Origin of the sequence: uncultured Rothia sp. (genome assembly GCF_963555405.1) — a bacterium.
In the GTDB taxonomy this organism is placed as follows: Bacteria; Actinomycetota; Actinomycetes; order Actinomycetales; family Micrococcaceae; genus Rothia.
Map to the genome: position 1 here is coordinate 309,208 of NZ_CAUVVO010000001.1, position 20,004 is coordinate 329,211.

General features: G+C 59.6%; 16 protein-coding genes. 5 read left to right on the forward strand and 11 right to left on the reverse strand.

Annotated features, from left to right (window positions below; genetic code table 11):
- Positions 1–2: 2 nt before the first annotated feature.
- From narH to modA, 9 genes are all read right to left on the reverse strand, one after another.
- Positions 3–1,616 (reverse strand): nitrate reductase subunit beta, encoded by a 1,614-nt coding sequence (gene narH, locus RWL87_RS01250; protein ID WP_005504921.1) that lies wholly within the window; start codon positions 1,614–1,616, stop codon positions 3–5.
- Positions 1,616–5,335: a nitrate reductase subunit alpha gene (locus RWL87_RS01255; protein WP_049341117.1), complete on the reverse strand. Its 3,720-nt coding sequence runs from the start codon at positions 5,333–5,335 to the stop codon at positions 1,616–1,618. Before RWL87_RS01255 ends, narH begins: the two co-directional genes overlap by 1 nt.
- A 78-nt stretch (positions 5,336–5,413) precedes the next feature.
- Positions 5,414–6,607 (reverse strand): ThiF family adenylyltransferase, encoded by a 1,194-nt coding sequence (locus RWL87_RS01260; protein WP_303959659.1) that lies wholly within the window; start codon positions 6,605–6,607, stop codon positions 5,414–5,416.
- Between the two features lie 113 nt (positions 6,608–6,720).
- Positions 6,721–7,227: a molybdenum cofactor biosynthesis protein MoaE gene (locus RWL87_RS01265; protein ID WP_005504913.1), complete on the reverse strand. Its 507-nt coding sequence runs from the start codon at positions 7,225–7,227 to the stop codon at positions 6,721–6,723.
- Positions 7,217–7,735: a molybdenum cofactor biosynthesis protein B gene (locus tag RWL87_RS01270; RefSeq protein ID WP_303975723.1), complete on the reverse strand. Its 519-nt coding sequence runs from the start codon at positions 7,733–7,735 to the stop codon at positions 7,217–7,219. The genes RWL87_RS01265 and RWL87_RS01270 overlap by 11 nt, the downstream gene beginning before the upstream one ends.
- 65 nt (positions 7,736–7,800) lie before the next feature.
- Entirely contained in the window at positions 7,801–8,301 is a 501-nt protein-coding gene (gene moaC / locus RWL87_RS01275; RefSeq protein WP_005508376.1) for a cyclic pyranopterin monophosphate synthase MoaC, read from the reverse strand.
- 121 nt (positions 8,302–8,422) lie between these two features.
- On the reverse strand, positions 8,423–9,802 hold the full coding sequence (locus RWL87_RS01280; protein WP_313968624.1) for a molybdopterin molybdotransferase MoeA: 1,380 nt from the start codon (positions 9,800–9,802) through the stop codon (positions 8,423–8,425).
- Between the two features lie 124 nt (positions 9,803–9,926).
- Positions 9,927–10,802, reverse strand: a complete 876-nt coding sequence (locus tag RWL87_RS01285; protein ID WP_313968625.1) for an ABC transporter permease subunit — start codon at positions 10,800–10,802, stop codon at positions 9,927–9,929.
- 148 nt (positions 10,803–10,950) lie between these two features.
- Positions 10,951–11,757 (reverse strand): molybdate ABC transporter substrate-binding protein, encoded by an 807-nt coding sequence (modA, locus tag RWL87_RS01290; protein WP_313968626.1) that lies wholly within the window; start codon positions 11,755–11,757, stop codon positions 10,951–10,953.
- Positions 11,758–11,989: 232 nt separating this feature from the next.
- On the opposite strand from modA, the gene moaA reads away from it, so the two are divergent.
- The 5 genes from moaA (at position 11,990) to RWL87_RS01315 (ending at position 16,929) form a co-directional block, all read left to right on the forward strand.
- Positions 11,990–13,201, forward strand: coding sequence for a GTP 3',8-cyclase MoaA (moaA, locus tag RWL87_RS01295; RefSeq protein ID WP_313968627.1), 1,212 nt, complete (start codon positions 11,990–11,992; stop codon positions 13,199–13,201).
- 115 nt (positions 13,202–13,316) lie between these two features.
- Positions 13,317–13,583 (forward strand): MoaD/ThiS family protein, encoded by a 267-nt coding sequence (locus RWL87_RS01300; RefSeq protein ID WP_297605427.1) that lies wholly within the window; start codon positions 13,317–13,319, stop codon positions 13,581–13,583.
- Positions 13,583–14,290, forward strand: a complete 708-nt coding sequence (locus RWL87_RS01305; protein ID WP_313968628.1) for an NTP transferase domain-containing protein — start codon at positions 13,583–13,585, stop codon at positions 14,288–14,290. Before RWL87_RS01300 ends, RWL87_RS01305 begins: the two co-directional genes overlap by 1 nt.
- A gap of 150 nt (positions 14,291–14,440) precedes the next feature.
- Entirely contained in the window at positions 14,441–15,754 is a 1,314-nt protein-coding gene (locus tag RWL87_RS01310) for a molybdopterin molybdotransferase MoeA (RefSeq protein WP_303969606.1), read from the forward strand.
- Positions 15,755–15,852: 98 nt separating this feature from the next.
- Positions 15,853–16,929 carry a LacI family DNA-binding transcriptional regulator gene (locus RWL87_RS01315; protein WP_313968629.1) on the forward strand — a complete coding sequence of 359 codons (1,077 nt, stop codon included), beginning with the start codon at positions 15,853–15,855 and terminating at the stop codon, positions 16,927–16,929.
- Positions 16,930–17,031: 102 nt separating this feature from the next.
- On the opposite strand, the gene RWL87_RS01320 is transcribed toward RWL87_RS01315, so the two are convergent.
- Both RWL87_RS01320 and RWL87_RS01325 read right to left on the reverse strand, forming a co-directional pair.
- A complete protein-coding gene (locus tag RWL87_RS01320) occupies positions 17,032–17,685 on the reverse strand; it encodes a GNAT family N-acetyltransferase (RefSeq protein ID WP_313968630.1) in 654 nt (217 codons plus the stop codon).
- A gap of 273 nt (positions 17,686–17,958) precedes the next feature.
- Positions 17,959–19,956 (reverse strand): glucose PTS transporter subunit IIA, encoded by a 1,998-nt coding sequence (locus RWL87_RS01325; RefSeq protein ID WP_313968631.1) that lies wholly within the window; start codon positions 19,954–19,956, stop codon positions 17,959–17,961.
- Positions 19,957–20,004: the final 48 nt, after the last annotated feature.

Below are 20,004 nucleotides of genomic sequence, written 5' to 3' on the forward strand. Positions count from 1 at the left end.
TATTACTTCTTTCCGGTGGTATTCGGGAAGAGGCCGTCAGGACGGGAAGAACCGTCCCAGCTGAACAAGCTGACCTTGTTGTTAGCCTCGTAAACACCGGTGGACACGGGGGTCGGGCGACCCTCCATGTCGTTGAACGCATCGCCGTACATGCCGGGTCCGCCATCCACGCTCAGGGAGCAGCCCATTTCCTCAAGGTTGTGGGCGTCCTCCATGTGAGCCTTCGGAATGACGTAACGCTCGTTGTACTTAGCGATAGCCATCAGGCGGTACATCTCGTACACCTGCTGACCGGTCATGCCAACTGCCTGAGCGATCTCCTCGTTGCCTTCGCCACCGAGGTTGATGTCACGCATGTACGAACGCATCGCAGCCAGGCGGCGCAGAACGTTAGTAACAACCTCAGTGTCACCAGCGGTGAACAGCTCAGCCAGGTACTCAACCGGAATACGGAGAGACTCAATAGCGCCGAACAGGTTGTTGCTGTTCTCTGCATCGTGGCCCTGCTCCTTGAGCAGGTCAACGATCGGCGACAGCGGCGGCACGTACCAAACCATCGGCATGGTGCGGTACTCGGGGTGCAGGGGCAGAGCCACCTTCCACTCCTTCGCCAGCTTGTACACGGGCGACTTCTGAGCTGCAGTAATCCACGCATCGGGGATGTCGTTCTTACGAGCCTGCTCAATCACAGCCGGATCCGAAGGATCAAGCATCAGCGACAGCTGAGCCTCGTAGAGATCCTTCTCGTCCTCAACCGAAGCAGCCTCAGTCACGCGGTCTGCATCGTAGAGGAAGATGCCGATGTAGCGCATACGACCAACACAGGTCTCAGCACACACGGTCGGAATACCAGCCTCAATACGGGGGTAGCAGAAGGTACACTTCTCAGCCTTACCCGTCTTGTGGTTGAAGTACACCTTCTTGTAGGGGCAGCCGGTGATGCACTGACGCCAACCGCGGCAACGGTCCTGGTCAACCAGAACGATGCCGTCCTCAGCACGCTTGTAGATAGCGCCGGAGGGGCAAGAAGCCATGCAGGAGGGGTTCAGGCAGTGCTCACAAATACGAGGCAGGTAGAACATGAAGGTCTGCTCGAACTCGAACTTAATCTTGTCCTCAGCCTTCTTACGAACCTTCTCAACCAGCGGGTCCAGGTGACCGTACTCGGTCGCACCAGCCAGGTTGTCGTCCCAGTTCATACCCCACTCGACCTTGGTGTCCTCACCGGTGATGAGGGAGACCGGCTTAGCAGCCGGGAAGTCATCACCCAGAGGAGCACTGGTCAGGTTCTGGTAATCGTAGGTCCAGGGCTCGTAGTAGTCGTTCAGCTCGGGCTGAATCGGGGAAGCGAAAATCGTGAAGAGCTTCTGGAAGCGGTTACCGCTCTTGAGCTCCAGACGACCGCGCTTGTTCAGCACCCAGCCGCCCTTCCACTTCTCCTGATCCTCGTAACGGCGGGGGTAACCCTGACCGGGACGAGTCTCAACGTTGTTGAACCAGACGTACTCGGTACCGGCTCGGTTCGTCCATGCCTGCTTACAGGTCACGGAGCAGGTGTGGCAGCCGATGCACTTATCGAGCGCCATCACCATAGCAACTTGTGCCATAACGCGCATTAGAAAGTTACCTCCTGGGACTTACGGCGACGGATGTACGAGACGATGTCTCGCTGGTTACCGGTCGGTCCAAGATAGTTGAAGGCGAACGCCTGGTGAGCGTAGCCACCAATCATGTGGGTGGGCTTCAGAAGAATACGGGTCACCGAGTTGTGAATACCACCGCGCTTACCGGTGACTTCAGACTTCGGGCTAACCATACGCTCCTGAGCGTGGTAGACGTAGCAAACGCCCTCGGGCATACGGTGCGAAACAACCGCACGGCCGACGAAGACACCGTTGGTGTTCACACACTCAATCCACTCGCCATCCTTGACGCCAATCTTCTCAGCGTCCTGCGGGCTCATCCATGCAGTCGGACCGCCACGGAACATGCTCAGCATGTAGTGGTTATCGAAGTACTGCGAGTGAATTGCCCACTTGTTGTGCGGGGTCAGGTAGCGAACAGCAACCGAAACACCATCGGTAGTACCGAGCTCAGGCTCGTTGTACAGGCCGGTCATATCCAGCGGCGGACGGTAAATCGGCAGAGCCTCGCCCATTTCGTGCATCCAGTCGTGGTCGAGGAAGAAGTGCATACGGCCGGTCAGGGTGTGGAACGGCTTCTTCTTCTCGATGTTGACGGTGAACGGAGCGTAACGGCGACCACCGGTCTCCGAACCGGACCACTCGGGGGAGGTCATCACGGGCTGCGGTGCGGCCTGGGTCATGGGGAAGGTGATACGACGTTCCTCGTTACCTTCTGCCAGGTCCATCAGGTGCAGACCGGTCTGCTTCTCAAGCTCCTTGAAGCCCTTGACAGCGACCTCACCGTTGGAGGTACCGGAAATCATGAGGATTGCTTCAGAAATCTTCACGTCGGTATCCAGTGCCGGACGGCCTGCGCCCTTACCGGAGTCCATCACACCGAATTCCTTAGCCATCTTCGCGACTTCGTCCTTCAGGTCGTAAGTGATGAACTTGGTGGTTGCACCGAGCTTATCGAACAGCGGGCCAACGGTGGTGTACATGTCGTACAGTGCGCCGTAGTCGCGCTCGACGGTGACGAAGTTCGGCATGTTCTTGCCGGGTACGCCCACCATACCGGGGGTGTTCTTCCAGTCGGGTGCGTGACCGCCGGGCTGAGCAATCTGGCCGGGGGTGTCGTGCAGCAGCGGGACCGAAACGATGTCCTTACGGACGCCGAGGTGCTTCTTAGCCAGGCGGCTGAACTCAAACGCCAGTGCCTTGAAGGTCTCGTGGTCGGTCTTTGCCTCCCACGGCGGGTCAATTGCCGGGGAGAACGCGTGCAGGAACGGGTGCATATCGGTCGAGGAGATATCGTGCTTCTCGTACCAGGTAGCAGTCGGCAGAACGATGTCAGACAGCAGGGTCGTGGAGGTCATACGGAAGTCCGAGGTGACCAGCAGATCCAGCTTGCCCTGAGGCGCGTCCTCAACCCACTTCACTTCGTTCGGCAGCTTCTCCGAGTCGGAGCCCTGGACGTTGTCCATGCTACCGACCAGGTGCTTCAGGAAGTAGCTCTCACCCTTAGCGGAGGAACCGAACAGGTTCGAACGCCACAGGGTCAGGGTACGAGGCCAGTTGACGGGGTTGTCAACGTCCTCAACGGAGAACTCCAGGTCACCGGAGTTCAGGCGCTGTGCAATGTAGTCCGCGTTCGAGGAAGCCTCGCCGCGTGCCACTGCCTGCTCTGCCTTGTCTGCCAGATCCAGCGAGTTCTCGGGGAACTGCGGGTAGAACGGCATCCAGCCCATACGGGTAGAACGTGCCACAACGTCAGCAGTGTGAACGTCGCGCAGCTCGCCCTTAGCCAGCGGGGACTGCAGGTAGTCGGTGGAGTATGCGTCCTGACGGAACTGGTCAGTGTGCATGTACCAGAAGCCGGTACCGATCATGTGACGCGGCGGGCGGCTCCAGTCCAGAGCGTTCGCAATGTTGGTCAGACCGGTCAGAGGACGTGCCTTCTCCTGGCCCACGTAGTGAGCCCAACCGCCACCGTTGCGACCCTGGCAACCGGTCAGGTTCAGCAGAGCGAGGATAGCGCGGTAGGTGGTGTCAGCGTGGTACCACTGGCAGATACCTGCACCGAAGATGACCATGGAGCGGCCGCCGGAATCCAGGGCGCTCTTGGCGAACTCGCGGGCAACGCGAATAACAGCCTCGGCGGGGACAGAAGTAATCTGCTCCTGCCATGCCGGGGTGTTCTGAACGTTCCAGTCCTCGTAGTCCTTAGCCCAGGTACCGGGCAGACCCTCACGGCCCACACCGTACTGTGCCAGCATGATATCGAAGACGGTAGTAACTTCGTGACCATCAACGTAGGTTACGGGCACGCCGCGGGTAATGACGTCGCCGTGACCCTTCGGGTTATCGAAGGTCGGCATCTTAATCTCAACCGCTGCGGACTGGCCCTGAGGCAGGTCGCGAATCGACAGAATCGGCTTACGACCCTGCAAATCCAGGTTCCACTTGCCCTGGTCTTCCTGAGCGTAACGGTGACCCATGGTGCCGTTGGGCACGAAGACCTCGCCAGTCTCGCGGTCCATCAGGACGGGCTTGAAGTCAGCGTTCGGCTGCTCAGCCTCGCCAGCGAGCTTAGCTGCAGTCAGGAACTTGGAGGGAACCTTAATGCCGTCTTCACGGGTTTCCAGGGTGACCAGGAAGGGAAGGTCGGTGTAGGTCAGGGAGAAGTCCTCGAAGAACTCGACACGCTGGTCGACATAGTTCTCCTTGAGGATGACGTGGCCCATCGCCATAGCCAGTGCCGCGTCGGTACCTGCCTGGGCGGGCAGCCACTCGTCAGCGAACTTGGTGTTGTCGGCGTAGTCGGGGCTCACGGTGACAACCTTGGTACCGCGGTAGCGGACCTCGGAGACCCAGTGAGCATCCGGGGTACGGGTCAGCGGAACGTTTGCACCCCACATGATGAGGTATGCAGCGTCCCACCAGTCGCCAGACTCGGGAACGTCGGTCTGGTCGCCGAAGACCTGCGGGGAAGCCACGGGGAGGTCAGCGTACCAGTCGTAGAAGCTGGTCATGACGCCACCGGCCAGCTGGATGTAGCGAACACCCGCGCTGAAGGACGCCATGGACATTGCCGGAATCGGGGTGAAGCCGGTGTTACGGTCGGGACCGTAGTACTTGATGGTGTGCACGTGAGCAGCAGCCATCAGCTCGAGAGCCTCAGCCCAGGTCGAGCGCACCAGACCACCCTTACCACGTGCGTTCACGTAGCGTGCACGCTTGGCGGGGTCGGACACGATGGAGTGGAAGGCGTCCACGGGATCGTTGTGGATTGCCTTCGCTTCGCGGTACATCTCCAGCAGGAGACCGCGAACGTAGGGGTACTTAACGCGAGTGGGAGAGTAGGTGTACCACGAGAATGCTGCACCGCGGGGGCAACCGCGGGGCTCGTACTCGGGGCGGTCGGGACCAACCGAGGGGTAGTCAGTTTCCTGTGCTTCCCAGGTGATAATGCCGTCCTTGACGTACACCTTCCAGGAGCAGGAGCCGGTGCAGTTCACGCCGTGGGTAGAGCGAACTTCCTTATCGTGACTCCAACGGTCGCGGTAGAAGGCGTCACCTTCGCGGCCGCCTTCACGGAAGACGGCGCGGCCGTCTTCAGTCTCATCCCAGCGGGAGAAGAACTTACCGAACTTGATCAGCTGATCGGTAAGGGGGCCATCCGGGCCCTTAATCTGTGATGCTTGTTCCATACTGCCCAATATATCGGAAATTTGGCATAGAAAATACGAGATAAAAACCTTGCCTAATTCATGCGAAATAAGGGTGTTTTAGACCGTAAGCCAGGCGGAAATTCCACCCTCAAGCATGTACACAGAACGCTCCTCCAGAGGCGCTATTTCACGAGCCGCTTCAACCGTTCGGGTGTATCCGGTGCAGTAAATAACGATTTTCTGGGCATTTGCGGGGATTTTACGCTCAATCAGGGCTTTGAGGGAGTCATTTCGAGCCGCTTCAAGCAATTCAGTGAGGGGCAGATTAATGGCACCGTCAATCGCAAAGGCATTGAACTCCACCTGCTCACGGACATCCAAAAGGGCAATATTTTCACCCGATGACATCTTTTTAAGGTCCTGAGCGCTCATCGAGCGGGGTTTCGAGTCAGCAGAAGAGCTTGTAAAATCCTGAGAAATATTACGAATTGTTACATAATTTTTGGGCTTATGACTCGTTTCTTGGGGCAAAACAGCGCTTTTCTTAGGTACAGCTTGCACGCTAGCTACAAGAGGTATATATTCCCACCTTCCGCTTAATGCCGAATATAGGCCAACCTCACCCATGAGCGGCTCCCCCACCCCGGTCAGCAGCTTCACCGCCTCCATGGCCATCGCAGCACCCACCACGCCAGCCATAGCACCCACCACGCCAGCAGTACTACACGACGGCACGCTACCGGCAGCAGGAGCATGAGGGTACAAATCCTCATACACCGGACCGCGACCAGCCCAAAACACACTCAGCTGCGCATCAAAACCAAGGATCGCAGCCCATACATGCGCAATCCCAGCACGCGCAGCCGCCGCCGACACCACATAACGCGACTCGAAATTATCGCTACCATCCAGCACCAGGTCAGCACCAGACAGAAGCTCATCAACATTCGCCTCCGTCAAACGCTCACGCACCGGCACAACCTCAATAAAAGGATTCAGCGAGCGCAAAGACTCTGCGGCAGACTCAGCCTTAGAATTACCCACTCTGGCGTGCGTATGAATCACCTGGCGGTGCAGATTCGAGGCATCCACGAAGTCATCATCAACCACCACAATCTGACCGACCCCGGCACCCGCCAGGTACAGCAGCGCGGGAGCACCCAAACCGCCAGCACCCAGCACCACCACGCGTGCGCGCTTGAGCGCCAACTGAGCCTCGTAACCCATTTCGGGCAGAATCAGCTGACGAGAGTAGAACGCACGCTCAGCGGCAGAGAGCTCGCCCGTGCCGGTTGAAGGCTGAGAAGACATAGGGATTCCTCGCGTCTAGTAGTAGAGGTGACTTGAGCTTTCAAGGAGAATAAGCCTGTCCGAGAGAAAACCCCCTGACAGGCTTATATAGAGATATCAGAATATTCAGAAGGCTAAGCGGGAGAAGTGTCCACACCAACCCACTCGATGCTTCCATCGAGCAGTTCCTGTTCCTTCCAAATCGGCACACGAGCCTTCACCCGGTCAGCCACCAGCTCACAGGCATCAAACGCGCGGCCACGGTGAGCAGCCGCCGCCATCACGGTCAGAGCCGACTCACCAATAGCAATCGGACCCACACGATGCACAGCCCACAGACGCACACCGTCCAGCTCGGCAGCAACCTCGGCGGCAACCTCCGCAATATACTCACGAGCCTGCGGATGCGCGCTATAGGACAGCCCGCGAACCGCACTACCGTGATCATGGTTGCGTACAATGCCGTCAAAAATTACCAGGGCACCCATAGCGTCAGTCATGACCTCAGCCTTAGCCGCCGCGTACAGCGGCTCCAGGGGCGCTTCCGTAATATCGGTGAACACCACGGTCGAGCCGCTCGGCTCAGCACCGTGCGCACCCGAATGGTCCAGGGATTCTTCGTTCTGCGGCTTAGTGGTCATGGTAGTCCTCCATCTGACGGCAAATGTGCTCAACAAGCGGGTCGAGGGTTGCCACGCCGTCCTTCACGCCACCGCGCGAACCGGGCAGGGTCATCACGAAGGTTCGGTCAATAACGCCCGCAACGCCGCGTGAAAGCACCGCCGAGGGAACGTTCTTCAGACCGTTCATCCAGAAGGCATGCATAACGCCGGGTACTTCCTTGTCCAGGTGTGGGCGAACCGCCTCCACGGTCTGGTCGTCAGAGTTCAGACCGGTACCACCGCTGGTCAGGATGAAGGTCGGTAGGTTACCGTTCTTCTTACCTTCAGCCACCAGGGTGTTGAAGTACTCGACAATATCGCGGTCTTCAATGACCACGGCATCGGGGGTGTCGAAGCCGCGCGAGCGCAGCCACTCCACAGCAATGGGGCCGGACTTATCCTCGTACACGCCGCGGGCTGCGCGGGTGGAGGCGACAATAACCAGGCCGGTGAGGTTCTCGGGCATGGTGTACTCTTCGCTACTCATTGGCTTTCCTTTTCTGTATCTATCAGGTGACGGTGGGATCGGTGGGGGCGGTGTGCCGCCGTAACTTAGGAGTCCTCGCGGACGGACCAGTCGCCGGACTTGCCGCCGCTCTTCTCCAGAACACGGATATCGGTAATGACGGCGTACTTATCGACTGCCTTGATCATGTCGAAAACGGTCAGCGCTGCCGAGGAGACGGCGGTGAGCGCTTCCATCTCTACGCCGGTGACTCCGCGGGTCTTCACGGACGCCTCAATACGCACGAAGTCGGTGCCGCGCTCGAAGTCGACCGTGATCTTGCCCAGGGGTAGCGGGTGGCAGAGGGGAATGATTTCCGGGGTGCGCTTAGCGCCCATAATGCCGGCGACGCGTGCGACGGGCAGTGCGTCGCCCTTGGGCAGGTCGGCGTCAAAAATCATGGCGATGACGTCTTCGCGGGTGCGCACAGTCGCCTCAGCCAGGGCGGTGCGGGTGGTGACTGACTTCTCCGTAACGTCCACCATGTGTGCCGAGCCGTCGGCGCGCACGTGGGTCAGTTCCTGATTGGGCTGCGAGGTAGAGGTCATCGTTTCTCCTGGCTTCTGCGCGGTGTTCTTCTGCCGCAAATCGTTACTTGGTGTGAGTCTCAATTATTCCCTGTCGCTATTATTCACTGCTCTAAAGCAAGGAACAATGCGGGGCGGGGGCTTAGTTATCGGTGAGGCGGATGCGGTGGTAGGGTACCGCTTCTCCCCCGGTGTAGGTGGTTCCGGGCGCCAGCTCAATGAGCACGTCCGCCTGTGCGGCGCGGTGTAACAGGTGCGAGCCGGAGAGCACGTCGGGGTAGAGCTCCACCCGGTAGGTTCCGGGCTCGACCTCGACCATGCCGAGGGTTCCGCGCAGGAACTGGCGCTTGGTTGCCGGGGCGGTGATCGGGGTTTCGGTGACGAGCACGCCTCGCGGTGCGTTGTTCAGGGTTGCCTGTTCGGAGGCAACCGCATAGGGCACACCGTAGGGGCCGCCTGCACGCAGGTAGGGGCGCAGAATCAGCGCGTACGAGATGAGGGTGCTCACCGGGTTGCCGGGGAAGGAAATCATGGGCACGCGATGGCCCTTGAAGTCGAGAACGTTTACGCCCTGCGGTCCGCCGGGCTGCTGGCTCACGTGACCAAACCAGGAGACGGGCACCAGGATGTCGGCTTCGTGTGCCTTGGCGATGGCGTTGCGCACCACTTCGTATTTACCGTGGCTAATGCCTCCGGAGGTGATGATGATGTCCGGTTTGAAGCTCTCGTATTCTGCCGTGAGACGGTGCAGCAGCTCGATGGGGTCATCACCAATAGCGATGCGCCGCACCTCCGCTCCGTCTTCGCGGAGCATGGCGGTGAGCATGGGGCCGTTGGCGTCAAAGATCTGGCCCTGGCCGAGTTCCTGAGTGGTGGCGCTGCCGTCTTCTTCAACGCCGGAGAGGATCTCGTCGCCACCGGTGCATACGAGCACGCGGGGGCCTGCCGCGACGGTCAGGCGCGCATAGCCCTGGGAGGCGAGCGCACCGAGCAGGGCGGGGGTGACGCGTTCACCGGCACGTGCGAGTACCTGGCCGGTGACGACGTCTTCGCCGCGGCGGCGTACAAACTGTCCGGGCTTGCCGGGGGCGAGTTTGACCTTTTCGCTGGGGCGGCCGAAGGATTCGGGCAGGTCGGGGTATTCGATGCGTTCGGACTGTTCGACCGGGATGACGGCGTCGTAGCCCTTGGGCATGGGTGCGCCGGTCATGATGGGGTAGGTCAGGTCGTCGGAGGAGCGGGAGCGTTGCAACGGACGCCCTGCGGGAATCTCGCGGCCGACGGTGAAGATGCGGTCTTCGCGGTCAACGGCTGCCGCGGTGAGGGCGTAGCCGTCCATTTGGGAGTTGTCGAAGCTGGGCACGTCCATGCGTGCGGTGACGTCTTGGGCGAGGATGCGTCCTGCCGCGTGGTAGAGGGGAACCGTTTCTGCGGTGCCGATAAAGACTTCGCGTAACAGTAGCGCCAGGTAGGCGCGGTATTCCTCGGTGCTGGGGGTTCCGTTGAATTCGGGGGAAATCATGGCGGTTCCAATCGTGCGGCGGTGGTTATGACTAGTGTAGGTGTGTGTTTGTGGGCTGGTAAATGCAGTTGTGCCTAAGAGCCTGTGTGCACCGGGTGGTGTGCGATGCGAGCGGCGGAGTGGCTTATCGGCTGCTTTCGCGTAGTTTTTTGAGGGCGCGAATCAGGCCGAGGATCCCGAAGATTCCTAGGTAGAGGCTGATGAGTATCAGGGCGCTTCCGAGGGCGCTGGGGATGTCGCTGCTGTTGATGGCTAGGTCAATGGCGAGGGGTATGGTTTGGGTTTTGCCTTGCACATTGCCTGCGAAGGTGACGGTTGCACCATATTCGCCGAGTGCTCGGGCGAAGGAGAGGAGGAATGCGGTGGCGAGTCCGGGCGCGGCGAGGGGCAGTAGCACTTTGAAGGTGATTTCTGCGGGTTTGGCGCCTTCGACGAGGGCGATTTCTTCGTATTCGCGGGGTATGGCTTGCAGGGTGGTAACCGCGGTGGCGACAAAGAAGGGCAGGGCGACGAAAACCTGAGCGATAATCACCGCATTCGAGGTGAACGGGATAGCGATTCCAGCCTGGTAGAGGTAGGTACCAATCATGCCTTTGCGGCCCCAGAAGAAGAGCAGGCCCAGGCCGGAGACCACCGGTGAGAGAATCACCGGGGTGTAGATGATGGCGTAGAGGACCGACCCGAATCGGTGTAGCCGCGAGCGGTTGAGCACTTTGGAGAGCACCAGCGCCAGGGGCGCGCCGAGAAGGCCACAGATAAGGGTGGAGGCGGCTGCAGTGCTGAGGGAGAGGTTCGCCGCCCCGAGTACCTGCGGGGTGAAGATGCTGCCGAGCTGGCTCCAGGGGATGTTGAGGAAGAGCCCGAGAAGCGGACCGGCAATGAGGAAAATACCCAGCGACGCCGGAACCAGGAAGAGCACGGGCACGGAGGCGAAGAGGCTGCTCCCGGGCGTGCGTGAGGCGCCAGCGCGGCGGCAAGTGGTTGCGGTGCTGTCTGTCATGGATATTTCTCGGCGTATTTCTTCGGGTTCTGTAAGTGGTACAGGAGACGCATTCAGGATGCGGCGGCTTGCTCGTTGAGCGTGCCGCCGCATCCTGCGGGTGTCCGTTCTGTGCTCCGGGTTTCAGCGGTGCGGAACGGCGCTAGCGTTACTTGGCGGTGCTGAAGCCGTAGTCGGTGAGAATCTTCTTCGCCTCGTCGGAGTTCTTCAGCCATTCGTTGAACTTCTTCGCGGCTTCGGAGGAGGAGCCGGTCTTGCTCAGCGCTGCGGGGTATTCGTTGCGTTCCACGTCGGTCAGTTCGACGGAACCGAGGTTGGCGCCCTTCTTCTTGGCGGCGGCAAGGTCAGTGGTGTAGATGAAGCCCGCGTCCGCGTTACCGGTGGTGACCTTGGTTGCTACGTCGGTGACCTTGCTTTCGGTGGTTGCGTTCTTGAGGGTGATGTCGTGCTTCTTCAGTTCCTGGTGGGCGATGGTGCCGCAGGGAACGTCTTCCTTACAGACGGCGACGACACCTTCGGTGGTCTTGAGGTCGTCAAGGCTGTTAATCTTGCCGGGGTTGCCTTCGGCGGTGACGAGCACGAGCTTGTTGGTGACTAGAACGTTGGTTTCGGAAGCCGAGAACTGGTCGAGCTTCTTTGCCTTGTCCATGTTCTTGGTGTCTGCGGTGATGAGCAGGTCGGGGGTTGCGCCCTGCTCGATCTGGTTGACGAGCTTTGCGGAGCCTTCGTAGACGAAGGTAACGTCTACGCCGGGGTTGGCGGCTTCGTATGCCTTTTCGAGGTCTGCACCGGCGTTGTTCAGGGAGGCTGCGGCGAAGACTTCGACCTTGCCGGAGGCAGCCTGGCTGCTTGCGGCAGATGCGGTGGACGAAGAGGAGCTCTGGGTGGCGCCGCATCCGGTGAGGACGAGGGTTGCAGCAGCGAGCGCGCTGAGGGCTGCGAGGGGGCTCTTCATGAGGTATTTCCTTGGTTGGTTCGTACTGCTATTGAAGGTGAGGTGCGTCCATGTGCGGGCTTTATGTGACGTCCCGTGTACGTCCCTAGCTTGTACACGCGGCGTTGTTTCGTCGGGGTTGTCTGCTGTGGCGCAGTTGTAACTTACCCTGCACACACTATGTACGGGGCGCCGGAACATGGAATAATCATATTGTCACCTGAAATATGCAAATTTTCCACATAGGTTTTACATGGCGTACACGGCGAATTCGGCCTCTTCTGAACTCATTGCGGGCCCAACGTTAAGCACCTTATCTTCTGCGGAGGGTAACGGGGCTGCTTTTGTTACGCCCGAAAAATCTGAGAGCGGCGTCAAGCCTGCGCGTAAGCTCCCTAATATTACGAACAGCGGCCCGCTCTTGGACCGTTGGGGTCGCGTGGCGACGGACCTGCGTATCTCTCTGACCGATAAATGTAATCTTCGTTGCATTTATTGCATGCCGGCGGATGGTTTGCAGTGGCTTCCGAAGGAGAATCTGCTCTCCGCCGAGGAGATTGCGCGCCTTGCCGATATTGCGATTACCGAGCTGGGCGTGGAGGAGATCCGCTTTACCGGTGGTGAGCCGCTGGTCCGCGCTGATTTGGTGGACATTATTTCTCGCATCCATGATGCGCATCCGAGCATTCCGTTGGCGATTACGACGAACGGTATTGGTTTGGAGAAGCGTGCCGCCGCCCTGGCGGAGGCTGGTCTGACCCGCATCAATGTTTCTCTGGATACGATTTGCCGTGAGACCTTTGCCGAGCTGACCCGCCGCGATAAGCTCGACGCCGTGCTCAAGGGTATTGACGGCGCGGCGGAGGCGGGTCTGTGGCCCATCAAGATTAATGCTGTGCTGATGCCGGGCCTGAATGATGATCAGGCTCCGGAGCTTCTGCGCTGGGCGTTGGCGGGCGGCTATCAGCTGCGTTTCATTGAGCAGATGCCGCTGGATGCCGATAACCGTTGGACCCGCGAGGGCACGATTACTGCCGCTGAGATTCGCGAGAAGCTGTCGGCTGAGTACGTCCTGGGTTCGGTGACTGAGGCTCGCGGCGACTCCCCCGCTCAGCTGTGGGAGGTGTACCCGCTCGGTACTGCCCTCGATGAGGCAGGCTTCCCGACCGACGGCACCGAGTCGCTGGGCCGCGTGGGCATTATCGCGTCGGTGACGGAGTCGTTCTGCAATGCGTGCACCCGCACCCGTCTGACGGCGGACGGCAAGATTCGCTCCTGCCTGTTCTCCGATACCGAGACTGATCTGATGCAGCTTCTGCGTTCCGGCGCCGACGATCAGCAGTTGGCGCTGCGTTGGCGTGAGGGCATGTGGTTTAAGCCGCGCGCCCACGGTAAGGAAGACGCTGACTTCGATATTGAGGAGTTCGCGAAGGCGAGCCGCTCGATGAGCGCTATTGGTGGCTAAGAGGCTACCCTATTTATTAGCCGAATATACAGTCAGATATGCGTGGGACAAGGTCTTTTGCTGGCACCTGCCCCCTGGCTTTCGGCTATCCCCCGTTCTAGGTTTGAGGAGCATGATGCAGGTTCATTTTTTCGCTGCCGCGCGTTCTGCGGCGGGTACTGCGCAGCTGTCGGTGCCTCTGGCTGAGTTGCCGTCCGCGACTCTTGGCGCACTCATTGAGCACCTGGGTCGAACCCTGGAGGGTACGACCCCGTCGGGTCTGACTCTTGCCCAGGTGATGGAGCAGTGCTCGTTCCTGGTCAACGGTGCCCGCTCGGAGGCGGATGTTGCCCTGCAGGATGCAGACCGCGTGGACGTTCTTCCTCCCTTTGCGGGTGGATAATGCGGGCGGATAAGATGCCCGGTTCTGAGCTTGCCGCTGAGGGTGATTTTTCGTGCGCCGCGGTCGTTGTTGCCGGAGGTGCTTCCCGCCGCCTGAACCACGTGCCGAAGGCATCCCTGTCTGACGGCACGAGCACTCTACTGGATTGCGCCCTGGAGGCGGTGGCCACCGCGTCCCCGCGCGTGGTGGTGGGTCCTGAGAGCCTGCCGTTGCCTACCGGGGTGTTGCGTACTCGTGAGGATCCGCCGTTTTCGGGTCCTGCCGCGGCGATTCATGCCGGGTTGGAGTGTATTGCGGCGGATTGTGAGCGCTCGCAGGTCCCGTTGCCGGGCTGGTGCCTGATTTTGGGTGTGGATACTCCGCGTATTGCTCCGGCGGTTCAGCTGCTGATTACCGCGGCACGAAGTGCTGAGCAGGCCGCGACCACCCCCTCCACCACCTGTTCTGAAGCGCCTAGTGACTCTGAAGCTTCTGCAGGTTTCTGGGGTGTCTCTGAGGGCATCTATCAGCCGCTGGTGGGTATTTACCGCTTTGAGGCGATCCGTTCGGTCTTTTCGACCGGCACGACCGACGCTTCTGTTCGTTCTTTTTTGCGCCGTCTGAACCCTGCGGCGGTGGAGATGTCTGCCGCTGACACCGCCGATGTTGATACGTGGGAGCAGGCGCAGGCTCTCGGCTATACGACTTCGCTCTGGTCGAGTTATTAGCACGAGTTATTAGCATCTGAGGCGCGCAGGAGCGCTAGTTGCCAAGCTACGAGTACCCTAGTGGTAGGTCTCAGTTCTTAACGCCCGACCGGGCGATGTTTTTGAGCTCGCGCGCTGTTGCGCGTCCCGCACACACTTTTATGAGGTACGATGTCTCACCATATTCCTTCTGTTTCGTGGCAGCAGGCCCGCCAGATTCTGCATGAGCAGGGTCTAGAGATTGCTCACCATGTGAAGACGGAGTCTTTGCCGCTGTTGGCGACGATTGGCCACTATTTGGCGGACGACGTTTATTCGATGATGCCGGTGCCCCACTACAGCTCTTCGGCGATGGACGGTTACGCGGTGGCGGGTGCGCCTCCGTGGCGTCTGGTGACCCCGGCGTACCCGGAGGATTCTCGCGCGAATATTCACCGCCTGACCGTGCCGATTGCACCGGGCGAGGCGACCCCGATTCTGACGGGTGGTTTGATCCCGGAGGGTGCTGAGGCGATTGTGCGTGAGGAGCATTCCCGCCTATATGAGGGTGCGGAGGCTTCTTTGCGTCCGGGCGTGAGCGCTCATTTGGAGACTCAGTCGAGCATTCATTACCTGGATATGGCGGAGGGTTTTGAGCCTCCGGCACCGGGTGCTGATATTCGCCATGCCGGTGCTGAGCTGGAGCGTGGCGAGCTGTTGGCGCGCCACGGCGACCGTATTTCTGCGCGTATGGCGGCGTTCTTGGGCACGAATGGTTTTGATGAGTTGCCGGTGTATGCCCCGATTCCGGTGCGTTGCGCGTTTACGGGTAATGAGGTCATTACGTTTGGTGTGCCTGCGCCGGGTCAGGTGCGTGATGCGTTTGGCGGCTTTATGGAGCATGCGATTATTTCTGCCGGCTGTGAGGCGCGCCCGTCGATTCGCCTGGCGGATGTTGAGTCTGAGTTCCGCACGTTCTTGTCCACGTCGACGGCTCGTGTGCTGGTGTTTACGGGTGGGTCGAGCACCTCGGGTGTTGATTTGGTGCGTAAGGTGCTCAACGATATGGGTGCGACGTACCTGTTTGAGTCGGTGGATGTGCGTCCGGGGCATCCTGCGTTGGCTGCGCGCCTGCCGGTTCCGGAGACGGGCCCGAATTCGGGTCGTGAGCGTTTTGTGCTGGGTCTGCCGGGTAATCCTTTGGCGGCTTACACTGCCCTGTATTCGTATTTGCCGCCGCTTCTGGCTGGCATGAGGGATATGCCTCTGCCGGAGCTGGATTCTGCGGTTCTGGGTGAGCCTGTTGATACGTTGCGTAAGCCTGCGGGGGCTCGTCTGTTGCCTGTGGCGGTGCGTGATGGTGTGGCGTATCCTCTGCCGAAGTCGGCGTCGCATATGTTGTCCTCGTTGGCGGCGGCTACTCACTGCGCGGTGTTGGATGATTCTTCGGTGCGAGGTTCTGCGCATGAGGTGGGGGCTCGGGTTCCGATTATTCCGGTGCTGTAGTAAGGCGCTATTTTCCGGCGTTGGAATGTTTATGCGGTATGCGGTCGGGGTATAGTAGAGAGATATGTCAATCGTTTAGCATACCGAAGGGAGCCCCCGTGGCTAAGCCCAAACTCAGCGATGTTGCGGCCCTGGCGGGAGTCTCCCCCACCACGGTCTCCCGCGTGCTCAACAACCGCGGCTACCTGAGCGAAAGCACCCGCACCAAGGTCCACGAGGCAATGCGGGAACTCGGCTACCGTCCCAACGCCATCGCCCGCAGCCTGCAGGGTCAGCGCTCGCAGATGGTGGGCCTCATCTTCCCCACGGTTGCGAACCCCTTCTACGGGGAGATGGTGTACCGCCTCGAAAGCTACCTTGCTGAGGAAGGCTACCGGGTCATTCTCTGCAATAGCGATGACCACCCCGAGCAGGAAAAGCGCTACCTGGAGATGCTTTTCTCCAACCAGGTGGACGGCATTATCAGCGGCGCGCACTCTGATGCGCTGGTGAATATTCCGCACGCCCAGGCTCCCCTGGTGACCGTGGACCGCCTCGAAAGCGGCTTTTACCCGAATGTCCGCTCCGATAACTACGGAGGCGCTCGCGCCGCCACGGAGCATCTGATCGCCACGGGTGCGCAGAATATTGTGCACGTGACATCGACCCTGGGTGAGCACAATGAGCGTCAGCGCGGATACCGTGAGGCAATGCTCGAAGCCGGACTCATGCCGGAGTTCCTGGAGCTGGGTTTCCGCCCCTCCCTGGGCATTAAGCGTGAGGTGCTCTACCGCTACCTCGACGAACGCGCCGATAGCCCGGAGCCGGTGGATGCGGTCTTCGCCTCCAACGATAATTACGCCGCGTTGGCGCTGGGCTGGGCGCGCGCACGCGGTATTCGCGTTCCTGAGGATTTCCAGGTGATTGGCTACGACGGCACGCAGAGCGTTCAGCTGCTCATGCCGGAGTTGGCGACCGTGGTTCAGCCGATTGAGGGTATTGCGAAGCGTACCGCGCAGCGTCTACTGGAGCTCATTGAGCTACAGCAGGAGGAATCTTCAGAGAAGACCGCTCCCCCAATTACCCAACCCGAGGACGTACTCCCCGTTGAGCTGCATTTGGGGGCGACGGTGCGTTCTATCCCGAATCTGGATCAGATTCAGCCTGATACCTCTGCCCCGGACGAGCTCCAATAAGAGGCTCCTCTTCTGACAATAAAAATCCGCCCCACCGTGCGAGTGCTCACGGTGGGGCGGATTTTTCATATACATTTATCGGTTCTGCGCGCGTCCGGAAGTTTAGGAGGTGCGCTGCACAATCTCGGTGGGACCGGTGCCGGGGTAGACCATGCCGACGGCGTGTGCCTTGGAGAAGATTCCGTGGAGCGGGCCGAGGGAGAAGAATCCGCGGCGCTCGTAGAGGCGGGCACTGTCGTAGGTCGATGCTTCGAGGTAGGCGGGGTAGTCGCCGATGCGTTCGGTACCGTAGTCGAGTAGCTGGGAGCCAATGCCCCGGCCTCGATACTCTTCGAGAACACCAATGTTGAAGAGGTACCAGTGCTTGAAGGCGGGGCGGTACTTGAGCAGGTGCAGCTCCATCATGACTGCCCGTAGCAGGCTCTTGACGCCGAGTGCCTTGTAGTACGCACTGATCTGCTTGAGCTCGTTCAGGAAGGAACCTTCGTGGGATTCGGGGGTGCTCCAGAGGCAGACGCCTACAATCTTGCCGGTGGATTCTTCGATGCCGATATCGATGCGACCACGGTCGGAAAAGTTGCCGTAAACCTGAAGAGTCATAATGGCGCGGAGCCTGGCGAGTTCCTGTCGGCGGCTACCGCCTGCAATGACTGCCATCATGGCGGGATCTCCGTCAAACGCGGCAATCAGGACTTCGAGCGCTTCGGCATATTCATGAGGCTCGGCGGTGCGGACAGCATAGGAAGCTAAGGTCATATTCACCCTTTACAAAAGCTTGAAACTATACATAAATATTAGCTGGATTATTCACTCCTGGCTAATAAATTCTGCCTTATCAAGACATTTTTCATGACCATGCACCATTGTGCGCTAGCTAATATTGCACCAATATGCATAATTTTAATGCATATGTATTCACACACTTTTTTCACAGCATTGCAGGAAAAATTGAACACCCCGCACCAGCTCTAGGAAGAGCGGTACGGGGTGTACATCACGTTGAGGTTATCTACTCACTAAGAGTGCAGACTATGCGTTAGCCTTTGCCTTCAGTGCAACCTTCAGGAGCGAATCTGCATTGGTGACAGATGCGCCCGAAGCCTGGACATCTTCAACCGAAGCAGCTGCCTTCTTGGCGTTGGTGATCACCATGGGGGTTGCCAGCGGGTAGCCAGCCGCCTTGATGGCGGGGATATCGAACTCAGCGATAACATCGCCACGCTTGACGGTGTCGCCCTTAGCAACCTTGGGTTCGAAGTGCTTACCGTCGAGCTCAACGGTGTCCATGCCGATGTGCATCAGCAGGTCCAGGCCATCCTCGGTGCGCAGACCGTATGCGTGGCCGGTGGGGAATGCGACGGTGATCTTGCCGTCAACCGGTGCGTAGAGCTTACCCTCGGTGGGCTCCACTGCGGTGCCTGCACCCAGCGCGCCGGAGGAGAAGGTGGGGTCCTTGACGTCAGCCAGCAGAACCACGGAACCGACCATGTGGGAGCCGATCTCGACGCTCTCGCCAGCTTCAGCCTCAGAAGTAGCAGCTGCTGCGGGAGCCGCAGCGGCTGCGGCAGCAACGGGAGCAGCAGCAGGTGCCTCAGCAGCCTCGGTGTTACCAGCTTCGACCTTCTTGCCCCAGATGAAGGAGGCAACGAAAGCGATGACGGTGGTCAGGATGAGGCTGCCAAAGAAGCCAGCCCAGCCCGCGCCGGTGGTGGGGCTAATAGAGGGGAAGCCGATGTAGCCAGCAGCACCCAGAGCAATTGCCTTCACGTTCAGGATGGAAGCAACCATTGCACCAATACCCGCGGAAACGATTGCAATGTAGAAGGGCCAGCGCAGAGCCAGGTTCACACCGAACATTGCGGGCTCGGTAATACCCAGGAATGCGGAAGGTGCGGATGCCGAAGCAATGCCCTTGATCTTCTTGTTCTTGGTGGTCAGCGCGACACCGGCTGCGGCAGCACCCTGAGCCACGTTAGACATGGAGGCAACAACGAAGATGAAGGAACCGCCGGTTGCCCACAGGCTCATCTCGATGGGCGGGAATGCCTGGTGCATACCGGTCATCACGATGAATGCGTAGAAGGTACCGAAGATCAGACCACCCAACGGGCCGGCAACGGTGTAGAGCCAGTTGATACCTTCACCCAGCCAGGTACCCAGCTGGAACATCGGCGGGCCGACCAGCAGGAAGGTCAGGAAGCCGGTGATGAGGATGGTGAGGGTCGGGGTGAAGATGAAGTCGATGGTGCCCTTGAGGACCTTGTGGAAGAACTTCTCAATGTTCGCCAGGATAAATGCAACCAGCATGATGGGCAGCACGGTACCCTGGTAGCCCGCCTGCTGAACCTGCAGGCCGAAGAGGTTCCAGTAGGTCATGGGGTCAGCACCCTCAACGCCTGCCAGTGACTTTGCGACGCTGTAGCCGTTCATCAGGGCGGGGGACACCATAGCGGCACCCATGGTCATGCCCAGGTAGGGGTTACCGCCGAAGACCTTGGTGGCGGAGAAACCAACCAGCACGGGCAGGAAGGCGAAGGGCGCTGCGGAGAGCAGGTTCACGATATCCGCGAAGCCCTCCCACTCGGGGTACATCTCAATGAAGGGCTGCGGGCCGAAGATACCCTTAGAGGTCAGCACGCTGTTGACCGCCATCAGCATACCGCCACCGACCAGCACCGGGATGAGCGGCACGAAGATGTCGGCAATGGTCTTGATGAAGCGGGAGACAATGTTGCCCTGCTTCGCGGCGATGCTCTTGAGGTCATCCTTGGATGCCTCGGGTGCGCCAGCGGCAATCAGGTGCTTGTGCACCTCGTTGACGTCGCCGGGGCCGACGATGATCTGGAACTGGCCAGCGTTGAGGAAGCTGCCCTTGAGATCCTCGTCGTTGTCGATTGCTGCCTGGTCGACCTTGTCCTGGTTCTTCAGGACGAGGCGAAGGCGGGTTGCGCAGTGCGCGGCTGCAAGAATGTTGCCGACGCCACCGACGTCCTTCAGCACGCGCTGTGCCACTGACTTGTGGTCCACGCTCGCTCTCCTTTGTTTGGAGCACCACCGTATGATGCTTTGTGAATG

Excerpts from the sequence above, each read along its gene's own strand:
- RWL87_RS01270 (WP_303975723.1), bottom strand. The coding sequence starts at position 7,735 with ATGAGTAGCGAAGAGTACACCATGCCCGAGAACCTCACCGGCCTGGTT.
- RWL87_RS01260 (WP_303959659.1), bottom strand. The coding sequence starts at position 6,607 with ATGTCTTCTCAGCCTTCAACCGGCACGGGCGAGCTCTCTGCCGCTGAG.
- moaC (WP_005508376.1), bottom strand. The coding sequence starts at position 8,301 with ATGACCTCTACCTCGCAGCCCAATCAGGAACTGACCCACGTGCGCGCC.
- RWL87_RS01320 (WP_313968630.1), bottom strand. The coding sequence starts at position 17,685 with ATGACCTTAGCTTCCTATGCTGTCCGCACCGCCGAGCCTCATGAATAT.
- moaA (WP_313968627.1), top strand. The coding sequence starts at position 11,990 with ATGGCGTACACGGCGAATTCGGCCTCTTCTGAACTCATTGCGGGCCCA.
- narH (WP_005504921.1), bottom strand. The coding sequence starts at position 1,616 with ATGCGCGTTATGGCACAAGTTGCTATGGTGATGGCGCTCGATAAGTGC.
- RWL87_RS01255 (WP_049341117.1), bottom strand. The coding sequence starts at position 5,335 with ATGGAACAAGCATCACAGATTAAGGGCCCGGATGGCCCCCTTACCGAT.
- RWL87_RS01285 (WP_313968625.1), bottom strand. The coding sequence starts at position 10,802 with ATGACAGACAGCACCGCAACCACTTGCCGCCGCGCTGGCGCCTCACGC.
- modA (WP_313968626.1), bottom strand. The coding sequence starts at position 11,757 with ATGAAGAGCCCCCTCGCAGCCCTCAGCGCGCTCGCTGCTGCAACCCTC.
- RWL87_RS01265 (WP_005504913.1), bottom strand. The coding sequence starts at position 7,227 with ATGACCACTAAGCCGCAGAACGAAGAATCCCTGGACCATTCGGGTGCG.
- RWL87_RS01300 (WP_297605427.1), top strand. The coding sequence starts at position 13,317 with ATGCAGGTTCATTTTTTCGCTGCCGCGCGTTCTGCGGCGGGTACTGCG.
- RWL87_RS01310 (WP_303969606.1), top strand. The coding sequence starts at position 14,441 with ATGTCTCACCATATTCCTTCTGTTTCGTGGCAGCAGGCCCGCCAGATT.
- RWL87_RS01280 (WP_313968624.1), bottom strand. The coding sequence starts at position 9,802 with ATGATTTCCCCCGAATTCAACGGAACCCCCAGCACCGAGGAATACCGC.
- RWL87_RS01305 (WP_313968628.1), top strand. The coding sequence starts at position 13,583 with ATGCGGGCGGATAAGATGCCCGGTTCTGAGCTTGCCGCTGAGGGTGAT.